Here is a 17,475-nt window from a genome sequence, read left to right as displayed (position 1 = left end):
ACGGTCCGTTCAGAGTTTGGGCCAGATGGCGACTTGCAAATTTAATATTGTATATGCAATGATTGCAACTACAATTGTTTCATGCCAAGCCAAACCATCGCAACCGTTCCTGCCCTGCCACCGGCGATGCCGCAGGGTTGCACCAATTTCCGGCTGCGCCAGCTCATGCGCCGCGTGACCCAGCACTACGACGCGCAGATGGCCCAGTGCGGCCTGAAGACCACGCAGTACACGCTGCTCTCGCATGTGCTCACGCTCGGGCCGATTCGCCCGGGGGAGCTGGCCGCAGCCATGACCATGGAGCCTTCCACGCTGACCCGCAACCTGCGCCCCTTGGTGGACGCGGGCTGGGTCACCCTGGAATCGGGATCCGATGCGCGCAGCCGCCTGGTGCACATCACACAGGCCGGGCGGGACAAACGCGCCCAGGCCCAGCGCAGTTGGAAGGCCGCGCAATTGGCGTTGAACGACACCCTAGGCGTGGAGCGCGTCGCCGCCCTGCACACGCTGATCGACGAATCCCTGGCGCTGCTGGCGCCGGCAACGGAGCAGGCGCATGGCGAAGATTGAACCCGCGGGGAGGGCGGTGCGCCCTTTGGCTCCTTGGCTGGTGCTGCTGGCGGCGGCGGGCGCTTTTGCGCTCACCATGGGCGTGCGCCAGACCATGGGGCTGTTTCTGTCGGCGCTCAACACGTCCACTGGCCTCGGCGTGGGCCGTATCAGCCTGGCTTTTGCACTGGGCCAGCTCTGGTGGGGGCTGACCCAGCCGTTTGCCGGCGCGGTTGCGGACCGCATCGGCACCGGGCGGGTGATTCTGCTCGGTGTGGCGCTGGTGGCGGTGGGCACGGTTCTTACGCCGCTGATGACCAGCACCGCCGGCCTGATCCTGGCCGTTGGCGTGCTGGCTGCGGGCGGTGCCGGCATGGCCGGCCCGTCGGTGCTGATGGCGGCCGCCAGCCGGCTCGTGCCGCCTGAAAAGCGCGGGCTGGCCACGGGCATCGTCAATGCGGGCGGCTCGTTCGGCCAGTTCGCCATGGCGCCGATGGCCATCGGCCTCACCGCCGCCCTGGGCTGGGCCAGTGCCATGCAGTGGCTGGGCGTGCTGGTGCTGCTCGCGCTGCCGGCTGCCTGGGTGCTCAAGGGCCATTCCAAGGCGCTGGCGGCGCAGGCCGCTACCGAGTCGGGCCAGCGACCGCTCGGCGCCCGCGAGGCCATCAGGCAAGCGCTGGCCACGCCCAGCTACCGCTACCTGGCAGCGGGCTTTCTGGTGTGCGGATTCCACGTGGCATTCCTCGCCACGCACCTGCCGGGCGTCATTGCCGCCTGCGGGCTCGCGCCCGAGGTGGGTGGCTGGGCGCTTGGCCTGATTGGCCTGTTCAACATCGTCGGCAGCCTGGCCATGGGCTGGGCCGTGGGGCGCTGGCGCATGAAATCCCTGTTGTCGCTGTTGTACGCGACGCGCGCCATCGCGGTGCTGGTGTTTCTGTTCGCGCCAAAGAGTACCGGGGTGGTGCTGGTCTTTGCCGGCGTGATGGGCGTGACATTCCTCTCCACCGTCCCGCCCACGGTGGGCCTGGTGGCCAAAATGTTCGGCACCGCCAACATGGCCATGCTGTTTGGCATCGTGATGCTCGCGCACCAGGTGGGCGGCTTCCTGGGTGCGTATCTCGGCGGCAGTGTTTTTCAGGCCACCGGCAGTTATGACTGGGTCTGGTACATCGACATCGTGCTGGCCGTGGGCGCTGCGCTGGTCAACCTGCCGATCCGCGAAGCGCGCTTGGGCAGCGCGAAGACTGCGCGAGCGGGTTCTGTCGCCTGAAAATAAAGATGAAAACGGCCTCTAGCGCTTGCTGTTATTGCGCAACCAGCTATTGAAACAGAAGCATCCGACAAAGGAACGGCAGGGCGTCGGTCCCGTCAGACGGGCACGGTGCAGCTCGGCGCCATGCTGCCGCCGTCCCAGGTCAGGCAATCCAGCGGTCTGCTGGGGCGCCCCCCATCAGAGTGCTCTGGTTGCATTGAGCGAGGCCGTGTGCAGCCAAGTGTTGCCGTCGTCCAGGCTTGACTTGCTGTCCCAGGAAAAGCTATTCGGCTGGATATTGAAGAAGCGAATTTTCGTTCTGACGCGCTTGCCATCGGGGTTGGTTCCTACCGCATCAAGGTGCATTTCGCCGTCGGTCCAGGTGCCGTGCCACTCACCGCTCATGGCGGGCTGAAAGGCCGCTAAACCGGTAATTTCCCAGCGATGTGTGGCCTCTGAATAGGTTCTCAAGGACACATAGGACGAGACCTGTTGCCCTGTGGGCGCGAACGCTTTGAATTCGTCCATGACGATGCGCCCTTCGTTCAGATGCTGTGCCACCCATTGCGCCTGGTAATGGAACTGCACGCTGCCGTCTTCCTGGAACTTGGTGGCCGCTACATTCCAATGGCCAATGAGAAAATCGAACTGTCGACTCTCTGTCGTCGGGCCTTTGAGGTAGCGGGCCACTTCGGGCGGCACTTGGTTCGCAGAATGTGACATGTCGGTTCCTTGCGTTTTCATTGATTGGTGATCTTTGCTGCGGGTGGCGGGCTGTTCGGGTTGGGTGCTGGCGCAACTTGACAGTCCGAGCACCAGACAAACCACCATGAGAGTGCGAACACATGGGGGGATACGCTGGGTCATTGGATGTCCTTCACTGGCTGATCCTTCTTTCCCGCCACCCTGATTGCGGCGTGTATGTAGTCCATCAGCGCCTGGTCAACACCTACCCCCAAACTCAGATCGAGCTCGGCTGCGAAGGCTTGCCGGACGCTGGCTTCCAGGGCGGCGTCTTGGCCGCAATACGATTCCTGAAAAAGTTGATTCCAGCGTCTGGCCAGTCGCTGCATGGGCTCGGCCTCGCAAGAAACCCCTGCCGCCAATTGCGCGCGGACTTGCGCCACGAGACTGGGCCATGCGTCCATATGCGCCGAGGTGGCCAATTGGCGTCTGCGGACCTCAGCCCATTGGCGGGCCGACAGGTGCTTGGCAAATAGCGCCAGGCGGGCATGTGCGATGGCCAGCCCGATCCACTGGAGCATGGCCGTATCGATGCCGAGTATTTCCTGCGCTCGCGCTTCATGCTCTTGCAAGGACTTCAGCTTGCCGGCCAATGCGGCGTCGTTGTCCGTCATGGCAATGACCAAGCGCACCCAACGCCACGCCAAGGCCTGCGCGTGTGGCGAATTGGGAGCAATGGCCTGGTGCATGGCCATTTCAACTTCGCCAACGAGGGTTTCCCATTGCACCGTCCGTTGGCGCGCAGCCTTTTGATCCGGCTTTTGCATGGCCGAGATCTCTTCTTTCGTGAGGTGGCGCGCATAGAGGGTCATCATCTCCAGCACATCCAACCAGTCGGTGCCCTGTGCCTCACCATCCTGCTGGATCGTGTTGGCAACCTGTTTCAGACGCTGGGCCAAGGCGTGCGCCTGCTCAGCCTGGGCCTCTAAAGCCTTGGCCTGGCGCAAGAGAAGGTCCACAGGCTCCAGGTGCACATCGTTCAAGGCCTGGTGAATCTGGGGCAGGGCATAGCCCATCTGCTTGAGCGACTGGATGCGGTGCAAGCGGACCAGATCGGCTTGGCCATAGAGGCGCGCGCCTGCGGGCGTTCGCACCGAGGGCGACAACAGTTGGATCGCGTCGTAATGGTGCAAGGCCCGCACGCTCAAGCCGGCACGCTTTGCCAGTTCACCAATTTTCAATTGCATTGCGAATCCGCTCCATGCACGGCATCGTAAAACCTGACGTTGCGTTAGGTTCAAGACCCAATTGGCTTGGTGTTGTACGGGTGCACCACAGGGACATCGACATCCTGCTGGCCGTCGGTGCTGGGTGGGTCAACTTGCCGATCCGCCAGGACGGTGTCGGCGGGATCTGCCATCAAAGAATATGATGAAAACAGCCTCTAGCGCTTGCTGCTGTTGCGCAATCAGCTATTGAAACAGAAGCATTCGACAAATGAGCGGCAGGGCGTTTGCCCCGTCAGACGGGCACGGTGTAGTTGAGCGTCATGCGGCCCCCGTCGACGGTGACGATCTCGCCCGTCACATAGCTGGCCGCGTCGCTGGCCAGCCACGCCACCACATCTGCAATCTCGGCCGGCTCGCCCAGCCGACCCATGGGCGTGCGGCTCAGGATCTTCTTTTTGGCCTCATCGCTGGTGAGCACCGCCTTGGCCGCCAGTTCGGTGGCAATGGTGCCGGGGGCCACCGCGTTCACCCGAATGTTGTGCGGCGCCAGCGCCAGCGCCATCACGCGCGTGAGCTGGTTGATGCCGCCCTTGCTGACGTTGTAACTGGCGATGTTGGGGATGGCGAGCGTGCCGTTGACCGAGCTCATGTTGACGACTGAGCCGCGCCCAGCCTGCGCCATGGCGCGGGCCACCGCCTGGCCCACCAGGAACGCGCCTTTGACGTTGACGCGCAGCACAGCGTCGAAGTCTTCTTCGGTGACCTCAAGGAAATCGGCCGCGCGGAAGATGCCGGCGTTGTTCACCAGCACATCGATGCGGCCCTGCCAGGCGAGCGCCTGCCGTACCAGTTGGTCCACCTGTGCCTTGTCGCCCACGTCGCAGTGCACGTACCGGCCGGAGAGCTCGGCCGCCAACGCTTCGCCGCGCGCATCGTCCACATCCGCGAGCACGGTATGTGCGCCCTCGGCGGCAAAGCGCCGTGCGCAGGCCGCGCCTATGCCTTGGGCGGCGCCAGTGATGAGGCAGACGCGGCCAGCGTGGCCGAAGGAAATGGAGTGGTTTTCGGTGGGTACGGACGTCATGGCCGCATGGTAGCAAGCAGGCACCGCGGCGAGGTCGGGTTCCGGAAGGCACCGCCTGCCGGTACGATGCTTTCATGCCTGTGCACGCTCGGCCGAAGCAGGGCGCGCAGAAGTGGTGAAGAATGTGCCTACGCAGTCATTCCAGCGGATCGCCTGCAGCGGCCGCTGAATTCCGTTGGACCATGGAATTACAGAAGGAGCGCACCATGAGCAGCGAACAGCAGGCACCTAAAACGAAAGGTGTGGCGGTAAAGTTACTTGCGTCGGTGGACCTTGGCCCCGAAATCGAGGGAATGGCTGGGCGCCAGCTTCGAATGCGAATGGTGAACATTGCGCCCGGTGGCGTCTTCGGCCCGGTTCACGACCACAAGGACAGGCCAGGCATCGTGTACATCCTGGAAGGCACCATTACCGACCATCGGAATGGCGTCGCTACAGACTATGGGCCGGGAGTCGGCTGGCCCGAGGACAGGAACACCACGCACTGGCTGGAAAACCGAGGAACCACTGCCGCGGTGGAGATCTCGGTCGATATCGTCCGGCAGGCCTAAGGCGATGCTGAACCCTCACGCGCCGCGCATCCGTACCTCGGGCGTTTAGCCACCACGTGCCAGGAAACCCCAGGTGAAGCCAGCCTTCCTGTTGCCGCTGCTGCTGTCCATGCTCCCGCACGACGCTGCCGCGCAGTTCAGTTCGGCTGTGATCACTGCGGGTGGGCGCAGCCTTGAGTACCGGACCACCGCGAACTCTGCGATTGAGGCAGCACCGTTATTGAAGGATCAAACCGGATTTCAGGACGCCAAGGTCTCCCCAGACGCGAAGCTGATGGGCTGGCTCGCGGAATATCCCAACTGCTGTACGTCGTATGCCGTCCCGCTTGAGCTCATCGTCATGGATCGGCATCGAAGGCTGCACAGCTTTTCTGGTCCCCAAGCCATCTTCGGCTGGTGTTTCGCCAGCGACTCGAAGGCCGTGGCATTTCGACAGACCGCCTTGCATGGGCGATCCAATGAGGTCTTCGAGCTGCGCCGCGTGCAGGACGGCAAGCTCCTGCAGCGATTTGTGCTTGTGTGGAGCGACCCAGACGATGGGTCTCGCCGGCCCCAAGTACCGCGTTGGGCACGCTGTGCCGTCGGATAGCGCGCCAGGACTGGAGCTGCTGTATCAAGAAACATCAGGCAACGGCCGAACCTATCTTTCAGTAGATACGATGTATATTATGTTAACTAATGAAACCCCAGAACCTTGACCTATTCAAGGTTTCCTATCTGATCTGCACCACCAGACGGTGCTGGGTTTCTGCCGCCAGCAGCCGCCATGCGGGTCATCGCACGGCGGCTCTGCCCGCTTCGTCGATTCCTCGCTGTTACGCCGCGCCGTCGCCGCGCGTGAAGATCGCCTGCTGGTTCTTCACCGCGCGTTCGTACTGGCGTGCAATGCTGTCGCAGACCAGATCACACAGGGCATACACCGAGGGGTCGGCGATGCGGTAGTACACGCTGGTGCCCCGGCTCTCGCGCGTCACAAAGCCTTGCTGCGTCATCAGGCTGAGATGGCGCGAGACATTGGCCGCCGTGTAGCCGCAGAGCTGGGCCAGCTCGCCCACGTTGTGCTCACCTTCCCGCAGCAGGTTCAGGATGCGCAAGCGCGTAGGCTCGGCCAGCGTCTGGAAGTACGACGCAACTTGCTGGAGGGCTTCGGGCGGGAGGTTTTTCATGGGATGGCGAGGCTTGGATCAAGGGCCGACAGCCAGACAAGTCACCCGGCCTCGGATGCTGCCATAATACGGCAATTGACTATTTAGTTGTTTGGCTAAATAATCAGTTTCGTAACTAAATTTTGGGAGTCCGCCATGAAATCCTGGCAAATCGTTCGCCTGCTTGCGGGCACTTTCATTCTTCTCTCGTTGGCGCTCGGCATCCCCGGCAGCCCGGTGTTTGTCAGCCAATGGTTCCTGGCGTTCACGGCCTTTGTCGGCGCCAACCTGTTCCAAAGCGCGCTCACGCACTGGTGCATGCTGGAGACCATTTTGCGCAAGCTGGGTGCACAGCCCGGCTGCTGAGTGAGCGTCTGCGCCATGCCTGCGTCACACGCCGCCGTCCACCCCGAGCCGCTTTTGGTGGACGTGCGCTCGCGTCCTGAGTTTGAGTCCGGGCATGTGGATGGCGCGCTGCACCTGTCGCTTGAGCGGCTGGTGCACGACGCGCCCACCGTCTTGCCGGACAAGGATGCGCGCCTGCTGCTGTACTGTCTGTCCGGCGCCCGGTCCGGGATGGCCTTGCAATGGCTGCGGCAAATGGGCTATACCCAGGCGGTCAATGGCGGCTCGGTGGGCGCCGTGGCACTGCAGACGGGACGGAGCATCCGCCGCCTCTGATGTTTCGAACATTCCAACAAGAAAAGGCTTGGGCATGAGTGAAAACACGGTTCAGATTACCCTGCGACAGCAGAAAGACTACCGCTTCGATGTGGATTTTGGTGGCGGCATCCCGGTGCTGGCGGCGGACGAGCCGGCGCCTCTGGGCAGCGGACAAGGGCCCTCGCCCGTTCAGTTGCTGGCTGCCGCGGTGGGCAACTGCCTGTCGGACTCCTTGCTGTTTGCCCTGCGCAAGTTCAAGCAGGCGCCCGAGCCGATTGGGTGCACGGTGACGGCCGAAGTCGGCCGCAACGACCAGAACCGCCTGCGCGTACTGAAGATGACGGCCGTCTTGCGCCTGGGCGTTGCCGCCGCATCGCTGCAGCACCTGGACCGGGTGCTGGACCAATTTGAAGCCTACTGCACCGTGACGCAAAGCGTGGGCCTGGGCATTGCCATCGAGTTGCAGGTGATCGACGCCGAAGGCGTGCGCCTGAAGTGAATGAACCCCCATCTCGGGGGCCCTGTCAACGAAAGGAAAACGAAATGTCGCTCAATGTAGGAAGCTGGGATCGCGTGCTGCGCGTGGTGGTGGGCCTGGTGCTGATCGCCCTGGCCGCCACCGGCACGGTGGGGCTGTGGGGCTGGATCGGCGTGGTGCCCGTGGCCACGGGGCTGTTGGGCTTCTGCCCGGCGTATTCGCTGCTGGGCATCAAGACCTGCCCGATGAAGAAAAGCTGAAAATTTAGATAAAAATAGCTGCTATCGCTTATCCAGTAAGCGCAAGCAGCTATTTTTTTGATAGTATTTTCAGGCTTCTTGAGAGACTGGCCGCCTGAATAGGCCCAGTCAGCCCAGGGCGGCGATCACGTCCGCCGGCGCCTGCACCAGCTCAATCAGCACGCCCTCCCCGGCGATCGGGAATTCGTCGTTGGACTTGGGGTGCAGAAAGCAGATGTCGTAACCCGCAGCGCCTTTGCGCACGCCACCGGGCGCAAAACGCACGCCCTGCGCCGTAAGCCAGTCCACGGCCTTGGGCAGGTCGTCGATCCACAGGCCCACGTGGTTGAGCGGCGTGGTGTGGACGGCGGGTTTCTTCTCGGGGTCCAGCGGCTGCATCAAATCGACTTCAACGCGCGTGGCGCCCCGGCCCATGGTGCAAATGTCTTCGTCCACGTTCTCGCGGTCGCTTTTGAAGGTGGCGGTCATCTCCAGGCCCAGCATGTCGATCCAGAGCGTTTGCAGGCGCGTCTTGTCGGCGCCGCCAATGGCGATTTGCTGGATGCCCAGAACTTTGAACGGGCGTGGTGTGGGGGTCATGCGGGGGCTCCTGTATCTGCAGTGGGTACTGCGGTGATTTCGGCGGCGATTTCGGCCGTGTCGTTGGCATCGCTGGCGCAGGTGCAGCCACAGCCGCATCCGCCCGTGCTCGTGGCTGCCGCTGGCCGGTCCGCCGCGGCCTGCGCGCGCAGGCCCAGCTTTGCGAGCAACTGCAGGTCGGCGCCGGCATCGGGGTTGCCGGTGATCAGCAGCTTGTCGCCATAAAAGATCGAATTGGCGCCAGCCAGAAAGCACAGGGCCTGCACGGCCTCGCCGAGCTGCTGGCGGCCGGCCGAGAGACGCACCCGCGCCTTGGGCATGGTGATGCGGGCGACGGCGATGACGCGCACGAAATCAAGCGGGTCCACCGGCTCGCTGTCGGCCAATGGCGTGCCCGGCACCCGCACTAGGCTGTTGATGGGCACGGATTCGGGGTAGGGGTTGAGGTTGGCCAACTGGGCAATGAGCCCGGCGCGGTGCACCGGGGCTTCGCCCATGCCGATGATGCCGCCACAGCACACCTTGACGCCGGCAGCGCGTACATGGTCCAGCGTGTCCAGGCGGTCCTGGTAGGCGCGCGTGCTGACCACGTCCTGGTAGTACTCGGGGGCGGTGTCGAGGTTGTGGTTGTAGTAGTCGAGCCCCGCCTGCTTGAGCGTTTGCGCCTGGTGTACTTCGAGCATGCCCAGCGTGGCGCAGGTTTCCAGCCCCAGCCCCTTCACCGCAGCGACGAGCTCGGCCATTTTCTCGATGTCGCGGTCTTTGGGCGCACGCCAGGCCGCGCCCATGCAAAAGCGCGTGGCGCCGGCGTCCTGTGCCGCCCGTGCCGCCTGCAGCACCTCGTCCACGCCCAGCATTTTCTGGGCCTTCACGCCGGTGTCAAATTCGGCCGACTGGGGGCAGTAACCGCAGTTTTCGGGGCAGCCGCCCGTTTTGACCGACAGCAGCGTGGCCAGTTCGATGTCCCCGGCCGGCCAGTGCGCACGGTGCACGCTTTGCGCCTCGAACAGCAGATCCAGCAGCGGGCGCTCCAGCAGCGCCTGCACCGCCGCGACGGGCCAGGGGCCGGTCGCGGTGCGCGGCGCAGCGGGCCGGTGCAGTGCCATGGTGTGTGGGTGCGCGCGCTCCGTCACACGAACTCCAGAATCACCTGGTCAACGCTCAGCGATTCGCCCTTGCCCGCCACCAGTTTGCCTACCACGCCGTCTTGCGTGGCCAGCAGCACGTTCTCCATCTTCATGGCTTCGATCACGGCGAGCTTTTCGCCGGCCTGCACCTTCTGGCCCTCTTGCACCGCGACATGCACCAGCAAACCGGGCATGGGCGAGAGCAGGAACTTGGAGAGGTCCGGCGGCGCCTTGTACGGCATCAGCGCATGCAGGCGCGCACCCAGCGGCGAGAGCACCAGCGCTTCAATCTGCGTGCCGTTGTGCGCAATGCGCAGCGCCAGCGGGTTCTTGCCGGCACCGCGCTCGACCTGGGCGGTGAAGCCCTGGCCGTTGCAACTGCCTTGCACGCGGATTTGGCCCAGCGTGGCGGTACTCTCTATTTTGTAGCTGTTAGCGCCCACCTGTACTGCGCTGGAGCCCGATTTGTCTTGAAAATCCGTGACCGCCACAGGGTATTGCTGGTGCTGGCCCTCGGCGCCCAGCACCACGACCACAAAGGCTTCGCCCACCTTGACTTCGTGCCCGGCCAACTGGCCGCTGATGCCCGAGGCCCGCGCACGGTAGCGCCGGTGCATGAAGGCGGCCAGGGCCACGAGGAACAGCGGGTCCTGGTGCGGCACGTCTTCGGCGACGAAACCATGCGCGTAGTTCTCGGCGATGAAGCCGGTATTGAAGTCGCCCGAGACAAACTTGGGGTGCGCCAGCAGCGCGGACTGGAAGGGAATGTTGCTGCTGATACCGCGGATGACAAAACCGTTGAGCGCCGCGCGCATCTTGTGGATGGCGTCGTTGCGGTCCGTTCCGTGCACGATGAGCTTGGCGATCATCGAGTCGTAGTACATGGGGATTTCACCGCCCTCGTACACGCCGGTGTCCACGCGCACGCCGTATTTCTTCTCCGGCTCGGCCTGGAACATGGTTTCCTCGGGCGGCTGGAAGCGCACCAGCCGGCCGGTGGACGGCAGAAAGCTGCGAAACGGGTCTTCGGCGTTGATGCGGCACTCCAGCGCCCAGCCGTCGCGCTTGACATCCTGCTGCTTGAGCGGCAGCGGCTCACCGGCGGCGACGCGGATCATCAGCTCGACCAAGTCAAGCCCGGTGATGCATTCGGTCACCGGGTGCTCGACCTGCAGGCGGGTGTTCATCTCCAGGAAGTAAAAGTCCTGGTCCTTGCCGACGACGAATTCCACCGTGCCCGCGCTCTGGTACTTCACCGCCTTGGCCAGTTGCACGGCCTGCTCGCCCATGGCCTTGCGCGTGGCCTCGCTGATGAAGGGGCTGGGAGCCTCTTCGATCACTTTCTGGTGGCGGCGCTGAATGGAGCACTCGCGCTCGTTCAAATAAATCACGTTGCCTTGGCTGTCGCCCACCACCTGGATCTCGATGTGGCGCGGCTCCTGCACGAACTTCTCGATGAAGATGCGGTCGTCGCCAAAGCTGTTGCGGGCTTCGTTCTGGCAGGCAGTGAAGCCCTCGAACGCTTCCTTGTCGTTGTAGGCCACGCGCAGGCCCTTGCCGCCGCCGCCGGCCGAGGCCTTGATCATCACCGGGTAGCCGATGCCCTTGGCAATCTCCACGGCTTGCTCGGCGCCTGCGATGGCGTCGTTGTAGCCGGGAATGGTGCTGACCTTGGCTTCCAGCGCCAGCTTTTTGGAAGCAATCTTGTCGCCCATGGCGGCAATCGAATGCGCCTTGGGGCCAATAAAGGCGATGCCCTCTTCTTCGCAGCGCCGGGCAAAGGCCTCGTTCTCGGACAGAAAGCCGTAGCCAGGGTGCACGGCCTGCGCGCCGGTCTGCTTGCAGGCCTCGATGATCTTTTCGGCCAGCAGGTACGACTCACGCGAAGGCGCCGGACCCAGGCGCACGGCCTCGTCGGCCAGCTTGACGTGGCGCGCTTCCTTGTCGGCATCGGAATAGACGGCAACGGTGGCGATGCCCATTTTCTTGGCGGTGGCGATGACTCTACATGCGATCTCGCCGCGGTTCGCAATCAGGATTTTGGTGAACATACTTTGTATCTTTCCAAGGGCTCTTACCCGAAACGTATTAGGTTAGGTGCTGACACAGCCCAGCGAAGCGGTTGGGGCCAGGCGCCGGACCGCAGGCAGTAGCAGCGCTACGACAAGGTCTGGCAACGACGCCCCAAGGGCTGTGGCAGTGTCGCTCAAAGGGGAATGTTGCCGTGCTTGCGCCATGGGTTCTCAAGCTTCTTGTCGCGCAGCATGACCAGACTGCGGCAGATGCGCTTGCGCGTCTCGTGCGGCAGGATCACGTCGTCGATGAAGCCGCGTGCGCCGGCCACGAACGGGTTGGCAAAGCGCTCTTTGTATTCCGCCTCACGGGCAGCCAGCTTCACCGGGTCGTTCTTGTCTTCGCGGAAGATGATTTCCACGGCGCCCTTGGCACCCATCACCGCGATTTCGGCGTTGGGCCAGGCCAGGTTCACGTCGCCGCGCAGATGCTTAGAGCTCATCACGTCGTACGCACCGCCATAGGCCTTGCGCGTGATGACGGTGATCTTGGGCACGGTGCACTCGGCGTAGGCAAACAGCAGCTTGGCGCCGTGTTTGATGATGCCGCCGTACTCTTGCGACGTTCCGGGCATGAAGCCGGGCACGTCAACAAACGTGATGACGGGGATGTTGAAGGCATCGCAAAAGCGCACGAAGCGCGCGGCCTTGATGCTGCTCTTGATGTCCAGGCACCCGGCCAGCACCAGCGGCTGGTTGGCGACGATGCCCACGGTCTGGCCTTCCATGCGGGCCAGGCCAATGACGATGTTCCTGGCGTAGTCGGGCTGCAGCTCGAAGAAATCGCCGTCGTCCACCGTCTTGACGATGAGTTCCTTCATGTCATAGGGCTGGTTGGCATTGGCTGGTACCAGGGTGTCGAGCGACAGGTCGGCCCGGTCGGCCGGGTCGTTGCTGGGGCGAACGGGCGCCTTCTCACGGTTGTTCAGCGGGAGGTAGTTGTACAGGCGCCGCAGCATCATCAGCGCCTCGACGTCGCTCTCGAACGCCATGTCGGCCACGCCGCTCTTGGTGGTGTGGGTAATGGCGCCGCCCAGTTCCTCAGCGGTCACGCTCTCGTGCGTCACGGTCTTGACCACGTCGGGGCCGGTGACGAACATGTAGCTGCTGTCCTTGACCATGAAGATGAAGTCGGTCATGGCCGGCGAATACACGGCGCCGCCGGCGCAGGGGCCCATGATCATGCTGATCTGCGGCACCACGCCACTGGCCATCACGTTGCGCTGGAACACGTCGGCATAGCCGCCCAGGCTGGCCACGCCTTCCTGGATGCGCGCACCACCCGAGTCGTTCAGTCCGATCACCGGGGCGCCGACCTTCATGGCCTGGTCCATGACCTTGCAGATTTTCTCGGCATGGGTCTCAGACAAGGCGCCGCCGAACACCGTGAAGTCCTGGCTGAACACGAACACGAGGCGGCCGTTGATCATGCCGTAGCCCGTGACCACGCCGTCGCCGGGAATTTTCTGGCCTTCCATGCCGAAGTCGGTGCAGCGGTGCTCGACGAACATGTCCCATTCTTCAAAAGTGCCATCGTCGAGCAGCAATTCGATGCGTTCGCGCGCGGTGAGCTTGCCCTTCTTGTGCTGCGAGTCGATGCGCTTTTGCCCGCCACCCAGTCGCGCCAGCGCACGCTTTTTTTCCAGTTGATCGAGGATGTCTTGCATGGTCGTCCTTTGAGTGAGCCTGTGTGGTTTGATTTGCTATCTATTCAATAGCTGACAGCGCTTGTCCTGATTGCGCTGAAAGCAGATTTCTTGCTGCAGTGGAGGCCGCGATGCGCCCCGCCGCCACATCCCGCTGCAGGGCGGGCAGCAGGTGTTTGACCTGCGGGTGCGCACGAAACGCCTGCTTGAGCCCGGCGTCAATGCGCTCCCACATCCAGGCCAGGGCCTGCTTTTCGCGCCGCGTGGCCAGGCGGCCGTTGGCGGTTTGCAATTGGCGGTATTGCGTGACGGCATTCCAGAAACTATCGATACCCTGCCCCAGCAGCGCGCTGATCTGCAGCACCTTGGGGTGCCAGCGCGTGGTGTCGTGCGAGGCGTTGTCGGGGTTGCCGTGCTGGCTGAGGATGCGCAGGCTCGATGTGATTTGCGCATCGGCCCGCATGGCGGCATGGGGGTCTAGGTCGGCCTTGTTGATGACCACCAGGTCGGCGATCTCCATCACGCCCTTCTTGATGGCCTGCAAGTCGTCGCCAGCGTTGGGCAGTTGCAGCAGCACGAACATGTCCGTCATGCTGGCGGCGGCCGTCTCGGACTGGCCCACGCCCACCGTCTCGACGATCACCACGTCGTAGCCTGCGGCCTCGCAGACCAGCATGGCTTCGCGCGTTTTCTCCGCCACACCGCCCAGGGTGCCGCTGCTGGGGCTGGGGCGGATGTAGGCCGATTCGTTCACCGACAGGTGCTCCATGCGCGTCTTGTCGCCCAGGATGGAGCCGCCCGAGACGCTGCTGGATGGGTCGATGGTGAGCACCGCCACGCGGTGGCCCTGGGCGATGAGGTACAGGCCCAGCGCCTCGATGAAGGTGGACTTGCCCACGCCGGGCACGCCGCTGATCCCTAAGCGAAAGCTCTTGCCGGTGTGCGGCAGCAGCTGCGTGAGCAGCGCATCGCCCTGCGCGCGGTGGTCGGCGCGGGTGGATTCGAGCAGGGTGATGGCCTTGGCCATGGCGCGGCGCTGCTGAGCGGCGCTGCCATGCAGGATGCCGTCGAGAATCGCCGCAGGGATCACGCCACTGCCTTGCGAATCTGCTCCAACACGTCCTTGGCGCTGGCCGGAATGGGGGTGCCGGGGCCATAGATGCCCTTGACGCCTGCTTCGTACAAAAAGTCGTAATCCTGCGCAGGAATCACGCCGCCGACAAACACCACGATGTCGTCGGCGCCCTGCGCCTTGAGCGAGGCGATGATGGCCGGCACGAGGGTCTTGTGGCCGGCTGCGAGCGTGCTCACACCCACGGCGTGCACGTCGTTTTCAATGGCCTGGCGGGCGCATTCCTCGGGGGTCTGGAACAGCGGGCCGATGTCCACGTCGAAACCCAGGTCGGCAAAGGCGGTGGCGACCACCTTGGCGCCGCGGTCGTGGCCGTCCTGGCCCAGTTTGGCGATCATCACGCGCGGGCGGCGGCCCTGTTCTTCGGCAAAGGCGTTGATCTCGCCCTTGAGGTGGTCCCAGCCTTCGGCCGAATCGTAAGCAGCAGCGTACACACCAGTCACCTTTTGCGTATCGGCGCGGTGGCGCCCGTAAATTTTTTCCAGCGCATCGCTCACCTCGCCCACGGTGGCGCGCAGGCGCATGGCCTTGATAGCCAGATCCAGCAAGTTGCCCTCGCCGCTTTCTGCTGCAGAAGTGAGAGCATCCAGCGCTTTCTGGACAAGCGCTTGGTCCCGTTTTGACCTGATATTTTTCAGCCGTTCAATCTGGCCGTCGCGCACCTTCACGTTGTCGATCTGCAGGATGTCGACCGGGTCTTCCTTGGCGAGCTTGTATTTGTTGACGCCGACGATCACGTCCTTGCCGCTGTCGATGCGCGCCTGCTTCTCGGCGGCGGCGGCCTCGATCTTGAGCTTGGCCCAGCCGCTGTCCACGGCCTGGGTCATGCCGCCCATGGCTTCCACCTCTTCGATGATCTTCCAGGCGGCGTCCACCATGTCCTGGGTGAGCTTTTCCATCATGTAGCTGCCGGCCCAGGGGTCGACCACGTTGGTGATGTGCGTTTCTTCCTGGATGATGAGCTGCGTGTTGCGCGCGATGCGCGAGGAAAACTCGGTGGGCAGGGCAATGGCCTCGTCGAGCGCGTTGGTGTGCAGGCTCTGCGTGCCGCCAAACACGGCGGCCATGGCCTCGATGGTGGTGCGCACGATGTTGTTGTACGGGTCCTGCTCGGTCAGGCTCCAGCCGCTGGTCTGGCAATGCGTGCGCAGCATCAGGCTCTTGGGGTTCTTGGCGCCGGTCTCCTTCATGATGCGGCACCACAGCAGGCGGGCGGCGCGCATCTTGGCGACTTCAAGGTAGAAGTTCATGCCGATGGCCCAGAAGAACGACAGGCGCCCGGCGAACGCGTCCACGTCCAGGCCCGAGGCAATGGCGGTCTTCACGTATTCCTTGCCATCGGCCAGCGTGAAGGCGAGTTCCAGCGCCTGGTTGGCCCCGGCTTCCTGCATGTGGTAGCCCGAGATCGAGATCGAGTTGAACTTTGGCATGTTCCTGGCCGTGTAGCCAATGATGTCGCCAATGATGCGCATCGAGGGCTTGGGCGGGTAGATGTAGGTGTTGCGCACCATGAACTCTTTCAGAATGTCGTTCTGAATGGTTCCGCTGAGCTGGTCCTGCGAGACGCCCTGCTCTTCCGCCGCCACCACGTAGCCTGCCAGCACGGGCAGTACGGCGCCGTTCATGGTCATGGAGACGCTCACCTTGTCGAGCGGAATCTGGTCGAACAGGATCTTCATGTCCTCGACCGAGTCAATCGCCACGCCGGCCTTGCCCACGTCGCCGGTTACGCGCGGATGGTCGCTGTCATAGCCCCGGTGCGTGGCCAGGTCGAACGCCACCGACACGCCCTGCCCACCAGCAGCCAGCGCCTTGCGATAGAAGGCGTTGGATTCTTCAGCAGTGGAAAACCCGGCGTACTGGCGAATGGTCCAGGGTCGCACGGCGTACATGGTGGCCTGCGGGCCACGCAGGTAGGGCTCAAAACCGGGCAAGGTGTTGGCGTACGGCAGGCTGGCGGTGTCTTCGGCGGTGTACAGCGGCTTGACCGTGATGCCGTCAGGCGTCACCCAATTGAGGGCCGACACATCGCCCCCAGGCGCTGACTTGGCCGCCGCTTTGGTCCAGGCCTCCACGGATGCAGGGGCAAATTCGGGCGGCTGATTGGGTTGAGAACTCATAGCGAACAACTCTTTGAAAAATGGTCGTAGCGACCTGCTGCTGCGGCTGCAAACCGCCGACCTGAAACGCCGTGCAGTTTACATCATTTATAATTATTCATTCAAAATATTCTATCCAGCTTACAATCCGCCCATGTCCGCCATTACGCTCACCCCCCGCGCGCTCTACCAGGAGGTGGCAGAGGAACTGCGTCAGCGCATTTTTCGGCGCGAGCTTGAACCCGGTAGCTGGATCGACGAGCTGCGCATTGCCGAGGAGTTCGGTATCAGCCGCACCCCGCTGCGCGAAGCGCTGAAGGTGCTGGCCGCCGAGGGGCTGGTGACCATGAAAGTGCGGCGCGGCGCCTACGTCACCGAAATGTCGGAAAAAGACCTGCGCGATGTGTACCACCTGCTCAGCTTGCTGGAGAGCGATTCTGCCGGGGTGGTGGCAACGCTCGCCAAGCCAGAGGATCTGCGGGCTCTGCAGCAATTGCATGCCGAGCTGGAGACGGCCGTTGGCGAGCGTGACCGCTTTTTTGTCCTCAATGAGCAATTTCACATGCGCCTTCTGGAGTTATCTGGCAACCGCTGGCGCAGCCAGATGGTGGCTGACCTGCGCAAAGTGATGAAGCTCAACCGCCACAATTCCTTGCTCAAGCAGGGCCGCATTGAAGACTCGCTGAACGAGCACCGCGCCATCATGGCCGCCTTGTTGGCGCGCGACACCGCCGCGACGGTCAAGGCCATGCAAGAGCATTTTGCGCACGGCCTGGAAGCCGCCGCCTGACCGTTTTCCAGCGTGGCACGCTCCCACGCTTTCCAACGAAGTCTGCGACGTGGTGGTGGTGTACCTGGGCGCTATCATTTAAGGGTTTGCCCGTGCTTGGCAACCGTCCCAGTGCCGCAGGCCTGCCCCCACACT

20 protein-coding genes and 1 pseudogene are annotated in these 17,475 nt (G+C 63.3%); 9 read left to right on the top strand and 12 right to left on the bottom strand.

The genetic code is table 11. The annotated features are described in order from the left end of the window. The first annotated feature begins 81 nt into the window (after window positions 1-81). Window positions 82-570 carry a MarR family winged helix-turn-helix transcriptional regulator gene (locus D3F03_RS01635; RefSeq protein ID WP_119107625.1) on the top strand — a complete coding sequence of 163 codons (489 nt, stop codon included), beginning with the start codon at window positions 82-84 and terminating at the stop codon, window positions 568-570. Further along, window positions 557-1,819, top strand: coding sequence for an MFS transporter (locus D3F03_RS01630; protein ID WP_119107624.1), 1,263 nt, complete (start codon window positions 557-559; stop codon window positions 1,817-1,819). The genes D3F03_RS01635 and D3F03_RS01630 overlap by 14 nt, the downstream gene beginning before the upstream one ends. A gap of 180 nt (window positions 1,820-1,999) precedes the next feature. On the opposite strand, the gene D3F03_RS01625 is transcribed toward D3F03_RS01630, so the two are convergent. The 5 genes and pseudogenes from D3F03_RS01625 to D3F03_RS01615 form a co-directional block, all read right to left on the bottom strand. After that, the gene (locus D3F03_RS01625; RefSeq protein ID WP_147414690.1) at window positions 2,000-2,524 is read right to left on the bottom strand and encodes a hypothetical protein; all 525 of its coding nucleotides are present in this window, start codon (window positions 2,522-2,524) and stop codon (window positions 2,000-2,002) included. 140 nt (window positions 2,525-2,664) lie between these two features. Next, window positions 2,665-3,528 (bottom strand): hypothetical protein, encoded by an 864-nt coding sequence (locus D3F03_RS01620; protein ID WP_245960462.1) that lies wholly within the window; start codon window positions 3,526-3,528, stop codon window positions 2,665-2,667. Between the two features lie 6 nt (window positions 3,529-3,534). After that, window positions 3,535-3,732 (bottom strand): annotated as a pseudogene (locus D3F03_RS17545) (MerR family transcriptional regulator); the annotation flags it as partial. A 50-nt stretch (window positions 3,733-3,782) separates the two neighbouring features. Further along, on the bottom strand, window positions 3,783-3,905 hold the full coding sequence (locus D3F03_RS17480) for a hypothetical protein (protein WP_281271406.1): 123 nt from the start codon (window positions 3,903-3,905) through the stop codon (window positions 3,783-3,785). Window positions 3,906-4,006: 101 nt separating this feature from the next. Next, window positions 4,007-4,798: an SDR family NAD(P)-dependent oxidoreductase gene (locus tag D3F03_RS01615; protein WP_119107621.1), complete on the bottom strand. Its 792-nt coding sequence runs from the start codon at window positions 4,796-4,798 to the stop codon at window positions 4,007-4,009. 206 nt (window positions 4,799-5,004) lie between these two features. On the opposite strand from D3F03_RS01615, the gene D3F03_RS01610 reads away from it, so the two are divergent. Continuing rightward, the gene (locus D3F03_RS01610) at window positions 5,005-5,349 is read left to right on the top strand and encodes a cupin domain-containing protein (protein ID WP_119108505.1); all 345 of its coding nucleotides are present in this window, start codon (window positions 5,005-5,007) and stop codon (window positions 5,347-5,349) included. A 73-nt stretch (window positions 5,350-5,422) separates the two neighbouring features. Next, entirely contained in the window at window positions 5,423-5,938 is a 516-nt protein-coding gene (locus D3F03_RS01605; protein WP_147414689.1) for a hypothetical protein, read from the top strand. 226 nt (window positions 5,939-6,164) lie between these two features. Here D3F03_RS01605 and D3F03_RS01600 read toward each other — a convergent pair whose 3' ends face one another. Beyond that, window positions 6,165-6,515 carry an ArsR/SmtB family transcription factor gene (locus tag D3F03_RS01600; protein WP_119107619.1) on the bottom strand — a complete coding sequence of 117 codons (351 nt, stop codon included), beginning with the start codon at window positions 6,513-6,515 and terminating at the stop codon, window positions 6,165-6,167. 135 nt (window positions 6,516-6,650) lie between these two features. On the opposite strand from D3F03_RS01600, the gene D3F03_RS01595 reads away from it, so the two are divergent. The 4 genes from D3F03_RS01595 to D3F03_RS01580 are packed head-to-tail and all read left to right on the top strand — an operon-like array spanning window position 6,651 to window position 7,895. Then, window positions 6,651-6,860: a YgaP family membrane protein gene (locus D3F03_RS01595; RefSeq protein ID WP_119107618.1), complete on the top strand. Its 210-nt coding sequence runs from the start codon at window positions 6,651-6,653 to the stop codon at window positions 6,858-6,860. 15 nt (window positions 6,861-6,875) lie between these two features. Beyond that, window positions 6,876-7,175 carry a rhodanese-like domain-containing protein gene (locus D3F03_RS01590; RefSeq protein WP_119108504.1) on the top strand — a complete coding sequence of 100 codons (300 nt, stop codon included), beginning with the start codon at window positions 6,876-6,878 and terminating at the stop codon, window positions 7,173-7,175. A 34-nt stretch (window positions 7,176-7,209) separates the two neighbouring features. Next, the gene (locus D3F03_RS01585; RefSeq protein ID WP_119107617.1) at window positions 7,210-7,656 is read left to right on the top strand and encodes an OsmC family protein; all 447 of its coding nucleotides are present in this window, start codon (window positions 7,210-7,212) and stop codon (window positions 7,654-7,656) included. A gap of 44 nt (window positions 7,657-7,700) precedes the next feature. Further along, the gene (locus D3F03_RS01580) at window positions 7,701-7,895 is read left to right on the top strand and encodes a YgaP family membrane protein (protein ID WP_119107616.1); all 195 of its coding nucleotides are present in this window, start codon (window positions 7,701-7,703) and stop codon (window positions 7,893-7,895) included. A gap of 108 nt (window positions 7,896-8,003) precedes the next feature. On the opposite strand, the gene D3F03_RS01575 is transcribed toward D3F03_RS01580, so the two are convergent. The 6 genes from D3F03_RS01575 to scpA all read right to left on the bottom strand — a co-directional run bounded on the left by D3F03_RS01575 (window position 8,004) and on the right by scpA (window position 16,571). Then, entirely contained in the window at window positions 8,004-8,474 is a 471-nt protein-coding gene (locus D3F03_RS01575; protein WP_119107615.1) for a VOC family protein, read from the bottom strand. After that, window positions 8,471-9,580, bottom strand: coding sequence for a biotin synthase BioB (gene bioB, locus D3F03_RS01570; protein WP_119108503.1), 1,110 nt, complete (start codon window positions 9,578-9,580; stop codon window positions 8,471-8,473). Before bioB ends, D3F03_RS01575 begins: the two co-directional genes overlap by 4 nt. Before the next feature lie 23 nt (window positions 9,581-9,603). Beyond that, the gene (locus D3F03_RS01565; protein ID WP_119107614.1) at window positions 9,604-11,652 is read right to left on the bottom strand and encodes an acetyl-CoA carboxylase biotin carboxylase subunit; all 2,049 of its coding nucleotides are present in this window, start codon (window positions 11,650-11,652) and stop codon (window positions 9,604-9,606) included. A 155-nt stretch (window positions 11,653-11,807) separates the two neighbouring features. After that, the gene (locus D3F03_RS01560; protein ID WP_119107613.1) at window positions 11,808-13,340 is read right to left on the bottom strand and encodes an acyl-CoA carboxylase subunit beta; all 1,533 of its coding nucleotides are present in this window, start codon (window positions 13,338-13,340) and stop codon (window positions 11,808-11,810) included. Between the two features lie 40 nt (window positions 13,341-13,380). Beyond that, complete coding sequence (gene meaB / locus D3F03_RS01555) at window positions 13,381-14,409, bottom strand: methylmalonyl Co-A mutase-associated GTPase MeaB (protein WP_119107612.1); 1,029 nt, start codon at window positions 14,407-14,409, stop codon at window positions 13,381-13,383. Further along, complete coding sequence (gene scpA / locus D3F03_RS01550; RefSeq protein ID WP_119107611.1) at window positions 14,406-16,571, bottom strand: methylmalonyl-CoA mutase; 2,166 nt, start codon at window positions 16,569-16,571, stop codon at window positions 14,406-14,408. Before scpA ends, meaB begins: the two co-directional genes overlap by 4 nt. Before the next feature lie 133 nt (window positions 16,572-16,704). Between scpA and D3F03_RS01545 the strand changes: the two genes are divergently transcribed. Next, complete coding sequence (locus D3F03_RS01545) at window positions 16,705-17,340, top strand: GntR family transcriptional regulator (protein ID WP_119108502.1); 636 nt, start codon at window positions 16,705-16,707, stop codon at window positions 17,338-17,340. Window positions 17,341-17,475 lie beyond the last annotated feature (135 nt).

Source organism: Simplicispira hankyongi, from assembly GCF_003570885.1.
In the GTDB taxonomy this organism is placed as follows: domain Bacteria; phylum Pseudomonadota; class Gammaproteobacteria; order Burkholderiales; family Burkholderiaceae_C; genus Simplicispira; species Simplicispira hankyongi.
Note: the sequence above shows the minus strand (reverse complement) of the source record. Positions and strands in the feature narration are given on the sequence as shown.